4 protein-coding genes and 3 pseudogenes are annotated in these 4,803 nt (G+C 66.7%); 4 read left to right on the top strand and 3 right to left on the bottom strand.

The genetic code is table 11. The features are described 5' to 3' along the window. Positions 1–100: pseudogene (locus ACZ60B_RS42530) on the bottom strand (threonine dehydratase); the annotation flags it as partial. A 783-nt stretch (positions 101–883) separates the two neighbouring features. On the opposite strand from ACZ60B_RS42530, the gene ACZ60B_RS42535 reads away from it, so the two are divergent. The 3 genes from ACZ60B_RS42535 (at position 884) to ACZ60B_RS42545 (ending at position 2,830) form a co-directional block, all read left to right on the top strand. Continuing rightward, entirely contained in the window at positions 884–1,153 is a 270-nt protein-coding gene (locus ACZ60B_RS42535) for a hypothetical protein (protein ID WP_469397351.1), read from the top strand. A gap of 70 nt (positions 1,154–1,223) precedes the next feature. Further along, positions 1,224–2,156, top strand: coding sequence for an SMI1/KNR4 family protein (locus tag ACZ60B_RS42540; RefSeq protein WP_469397354.1), 933 nt, complete (start codon positions 1,224–1,226; stop codon positions 2,154–2,156). 293 nt (positions 2,157–2,449) lie between these two features. Next, complete coding sequence (locus tag ACZ60B_RS42545) at positions 2,450–2,830, top strand: HIT domain-containing protein (protein ID WP_469397356.1); 381 nt, start codon at positions 2,450–2,452, stop codon at positions 2,828–2,830. A gap of 21 nt (positions 2,831–2,851) precedes the next feature. Here ACZ60B_RS42545 and ACZ60B_RS42550 read toward each other — a convergent pair. Together ACZ60B_RS42550 and ACZ60B_RS42555 are read right to left on the bottom strand one after the other, a co-directional pair. Further along, positions 2,852–3,274 (bottom strand): annotated as a pseudogene (locus tag ACZ60B_RS42550) (DUF6480 family protein); the annotation flags it as partial. After that, complete coding sequence (locus ACZ60B_RS42555; RefSeq protein WP_469397358.1) at positions 3,180–3,416, bottom strand: hypothetical protein; 237 nt, start codon at positions 3,414–3,416, stop codon at positions 3,180–3,182. The gene ACZ60B_RS42555 and the pseudogene ACZ60B_RS42550, both read right to left, overlap by 95 nt. A gap of 296 nt (positions 3,417–3,712) precedes the next feature. On the opposite strand from ACZ60B_RS42555, the pseudogene ACZ60B_RS42560 reads away from it, so the two are divergent. After that, positions 3,713–4,373 (top strand): annotated as a pseudogene (locus ACZ60B_RS42560) (GAF and ANTAR domain-containing protein). The last annotated feature ends 430 nt before the right edge of the window (positions 4,374–4,803 follow it).

A 4,803-nucleotide genomic window follows, 5' to 3' on the forward strand; every position in this document is an offset into this window, starting at 1 on the left:
CCAGCGCCTCGCAGCGGTACAGCGGAGTGTCGAGAAAGACCGGGTCGATCACCTGGCGAGCCGCCCGGATCCGAGCGGTGTCGAGGCGCGTCTCCTGCACGACACAGCAGCATAGCGCCGCAGGCCAGCGCTTCACGAGTAATCGTCAACTTATTGGATCAGTTGAGGCGGCTCACGCGGCACCGGGCTCGGGGACGTTCGACTGCTGGGCTCCATCTCTGGTGCGGCGTCGGTCAGATGGTGGCTCCCGCACTCACGTCGAAACGACCCCACGCAAACGTAGACAACCACGGAACCACTGCTTTGCCGGACCACGTTCCTGACGTCTCTCACTACTATGCATCCGCCTGAACAGCATGAACGGGTACGACCTCTAGATAAGCCAAGCGCCGGAGGGGGGTCGACGCCGTCACGCTCTACGCCTACACACTGCTCCAGCCGGACACCACCGCCCGCGTCCGCGCCGTCTTCCCGATCCTGGACAGCCCCGCCGGCCTCGCCGCCGAAGCAACCATGTGCGCCCAACTGCTGCCGGCCGTGGCCCGCGGCCACAACCTCGCCCTCGAAGACCATCTTCGCGCCTGGGCAGAGGAACTACGCCAATGCTGAAGAGGCCGCTGAGGAACGCCCGGTTGATCCGTCGCGACCCGGGCGACCACGAACCCCGATCATGAGGCCGACCATGCCCTCATTCACTGCACGTGAACGGCAGATACTGGACCGGGGCTACGCCGACGTGATCTCCAGCCTGGCGTACGAGGCGAACGCCACTGCCGTGTTTGAACGACCCCGCGACTGATCACGTCGTGCTGCGCCTCTTACCGCCCAGATCGTCAAGACCGGCCAAGCCCTCAGCTTCACCGCCGTTGCCCGTGAGGCAGGAGTGAGTACCGACTTCCTCGGCAGACACCCGCAGCTCCGAAGGGCGATCGAACGCCATCGCGCGAAGGACGGCCAGGTTCCCGGTGTGCGCCAGGCAGACACCGCAGCGCCGTCGTCGACCTCGGCTGCCGTGCGCGCGCTGAGCGCACGCCTGTCACAACAGCAGCAGGCTCACCGAGAGGAAATCACCCGGCTCCGGAAGGCCCTGGGGGTGGCCCATGGGGAGAACCTGGAACTCCGGCGCCGTCTTGCCGTGTTCGACGCAAACTGATAACAACCAGGTGGCGCGATCATGCACTATGGTCGCCTCGTACTTTCATCCGACATGAGAAGACGCACCGGTGAACGCCAGGATCACCCGGATCCACACCAAACTCTCCGCACTGCCGGTAACGGAGAAGGCCGTACTTGGCCCCCCGCTCACCGAAGCACAGATCTCGGATTTCGAGGACAGCCACGGCGTCCGACTGCCTGAGGAATTCCGCCAGTTCCTCACCCGTATCGGCCACGGCGGATACGGTCCCACCTATGGGCTCCTGCCGATGAAGCAGTGGGTCAGCCGGCAGACCGGCATGGGACGGCTCACCGAATCGTTCCCGATCGTCCCCGACCTGGATATCCCCCAAGGCCCCGCTGACCAAGGCGAGTTCACAGGCTCTTTCCCCGGCACCATCACGGTCGTCTACCGGGGCTGCAGCGACTTCACGCTGCTTGTCGTCACAGGCCCCGGGCGCGGGCGCCTGGTCGAGGTCAACGGCGAGGGGTTCTTCGCTCCCCGCTTTCACACCGACTCCGACTTCCTGTCCTGGTACGAGCGATGGCTCGACTTCGCCCTGACCGGACACCGGGACCTCACCTGGTTCGCCGACCAGATGTCCGGCAACGAGGCCGAGCTTGTGGCCACACTCCTGGATGACGAACTTCCGACACGGCGGCGGGCCGCCGCCTATACCTTCATCACCCACCCAGCCCCGAGCACCGACCTGCCCGGCACACTGCTGCACGCACTGACCACAGAGCCTCACCCAGCCGTCCGAGAAGCGATCCTCCGTGCCCTTGCTGCCCAGGGAGAACACGGCCGAGACCTACTCACCACGGCCCTCGCCGATCCAGTGCCCGGGATCCGCTCCCTCGCCGCCATCCTCATGACGACACGCACTCCGCAAGGTCGGCAGCTCCCTGCCCAGCGCCGAGAGGCCCTCAGCCGGTATCTGGCGAACGAGACGGATGACTCGGTACGCGACTCCATTCAGAGAACCCTCAGCCTGACGTGACGTCTTGCCTGGGTCTGCGATGGACGCCGACGGCGTGCCGCTGACGCTTTGACCAGCAGGAGCTGTAGGTCAAGCCGTCGAAGGTTCAGATCCTTTGAGTTTCGGTTGGTTCGATGGTTGAGTGCCAGGGTCGGGTCATGCACGCGCGATTTATTCGAATGACTATTCTTTAGGGGGTTGTTGGGGAATTCGGCTACAGGTCGGCGGATCGCTACGCTGGCGTTGGTGCCTGCCCGGCGATTTCGTCGGGCAGGTGGTCTTCCGACATCGCTGCTCAGCGAAGGTGCGCATCTGTGACCGGTACCTCGACAGTCTCCGACTTCTATTGCCACCAGGCGCTGGCTGGCGCGGTTCCCATCGAGAAGGTGAGGGAGACCGAGCGGGTGCTGGCCTTCCACCACACCAACCCGTCATACCCGGTGCACATCGTGGTGATCCCCAAGGAGCACGTCCCCTCGCTCAGCGACCTCGGTAGCGCGGATGAGGACCTGCTGCACGACGTCGTCGCGGTGGTGCGGGAGGTGGCCGCCGGGGTGGAGAAGGAGCACGGGTCGTGTTCGGTCACGACGAATCTGGGCCTGTACCAGGAGTCCAAGCACATGCACTGGCACGTCACCTACCGCGGCGAGAGCGAGGCGGAAATCCGCGGCATGTACGGCCACCACGACGACTGACCCCGCGCTAACGGCGCCCTTGTGTGGTTCGGTGGCTCGGGGGTGGGAGATACCGAAGGAGTTTTCTTCGGCGAGCGACGTCTGGCCTGATGGCATCCCGCCGCCTGGTTCGAGCCCGGTCGTGCGCCTGGGCTCGGGATCGGGAGTCGTCATCGTGAACGCTCCTTTCTCCGCCTTCGAACGCTCCTTTCTCCGCCTTCCGAGTACCCATGGGCGGGCGTGCCCCACGAAGGCCGGCCGGAAATCGAGACCGGGTCCCGCACGGCGACCCCGTGCCACGGCAGCCGCCTCCGAAGGGCCCGCCACGACGTTCGACTCGTGGGGCGGGAGGTACTCGGCGGCCCGTGCGCTAACCGCGGGCGAACCGGCCCCCGAAGTCCTGCGCTGCCTCATCCACGGCGTCCTCGACCACCACCACGGCCAGTTGCGGGACGATGCCACCATCGTCCTGGCTGAATGGCACCCGGGCACCGACGACACAGTCCGTGGGAGCACGCCAGCGCGGGCGCTGCAAAGCAGCATCTGACGACGGGGCCAGATGATCTTCATGGCCGCCGGGTCCGGTCTCGACGGGGTGGCCGTTCATGCCGCGGATGAGCCCGGCCTGCGCGTAGCCGGTCGGGCTCCCCGACGGAGGCCCGGGCTCCTGGCCGACAACTCGCGGCTCGGGGGAAAGCCGTGGCCAAGCACCCCAGCGACCCATCACGTCCCCTGTGACCTCCGCTCTTCGAGCCTACGCCCGCCTACGGCACCAGGAGTCACCCTCCCGGCCTGACCTTCCTGCCCTGCCTCAGGGCGGTTTCGTGGAAGGCTGGGGCAGGAGGCCGGCCCGGGCGGGACGAGAGGGAGAACGCGGTGGACTGGGGTCACTTCGCGCAGCAGATGGCGTCGATGGCACGAGACCTGCTTGCACAGGACTCGGTGGCCGCCACCTTGGAACGGATCGCCGCTTCGGCCACCGAGCTGGTCGACGGCTGCGACGCGGCCGGCGTCCTCGTGCTCCATGACGGCCGCGTCGAGAGCCTCGCCCCCACTCACCAGCTGGTCATCGACAGCGACGAGCTCCAGGAACGCCTGAGGGAAGGCCCCTGCTTCGACGCCGCCCGCAGCTCGCACGGCGAGCGGGTCTTCCGCATCGCCGACCTCACCGCCGAACACCAGCGCTGGCCCGCCTACGCCCCCCCAGGCCCACAAGCTCGGGGTGGGCAGCATGATGGGCTTCCTGCTGTACACCGAGGAGCGGGACCTCGGCGCCCTGAACCTCTACTCCCGCGAACCCGGCACGTTCACCGCCACCAACGAGACGGCCGGCTGGCTGCTGGCCTCCCATGCCGCGGTCGCCTTCTCCGCCGCCCGCACCCACGCCCAGATGGAACAGGCCGTCGCCACCCGCCACACCATCGGCGAGGCCATGGGCATCCTGATGGGCGCCCGCCACCTCACCGAAGAAGAAGCCTTCGACGTGCTGCGCCGCTACTCGCAGGAGGAGAACATCAAACTCCGCGAGGTCGCCCGCCGCATCTGCGAACAGGGCACCTTCTGACCTGCGGCCAGCAGCCGCTTCCCGGCTCGCAGGAGCCTGGAGCGGCTACCTGCGGCTCCACCGGATGAGACCAGATTTGTCCGCGCGCGTCACTCGGGTACTGCTGATCTGCGTGTTCCAGGGCGGATGCAGCAGCCAGGCCATCCAGTGTCTCGTGGGGTAAAGATCAAGAAAGCGGGCCCGACGGCGCGAAGCCCGGACGGGTCCGGCGAAGGCTGCAACTGGCCAGGATCCGGCTGCCGCAACGGGAGAGTCAATCTATTTATATGATTATGTCGCTTTTATGGGTACTGGGTGGAGAGCCATTCTTCCTGAGGAGGTCACCATGGCATCGACCCATCGCGCCGCACCCATCGAGGAACACCCCGACCTGGTGGAACTGCGCGCCCGGCACGACCGCGTCGCCGCCACCCCGCGAGCCCAGACGATC

Source organism: Streptomyces sp. NPDC104096 (assembly GCF_055584385.1).

What these genes read in the sequence shown, in the direction of transcription:
- ACZ60B_RS42555 (WP_469397358.1), bottom strand. Translation starts at nt 3,416, where the DNA reads ATGAACGGCCACCCCGTCGAGACCGGACCCGGCGGCCATGAAGATCAT.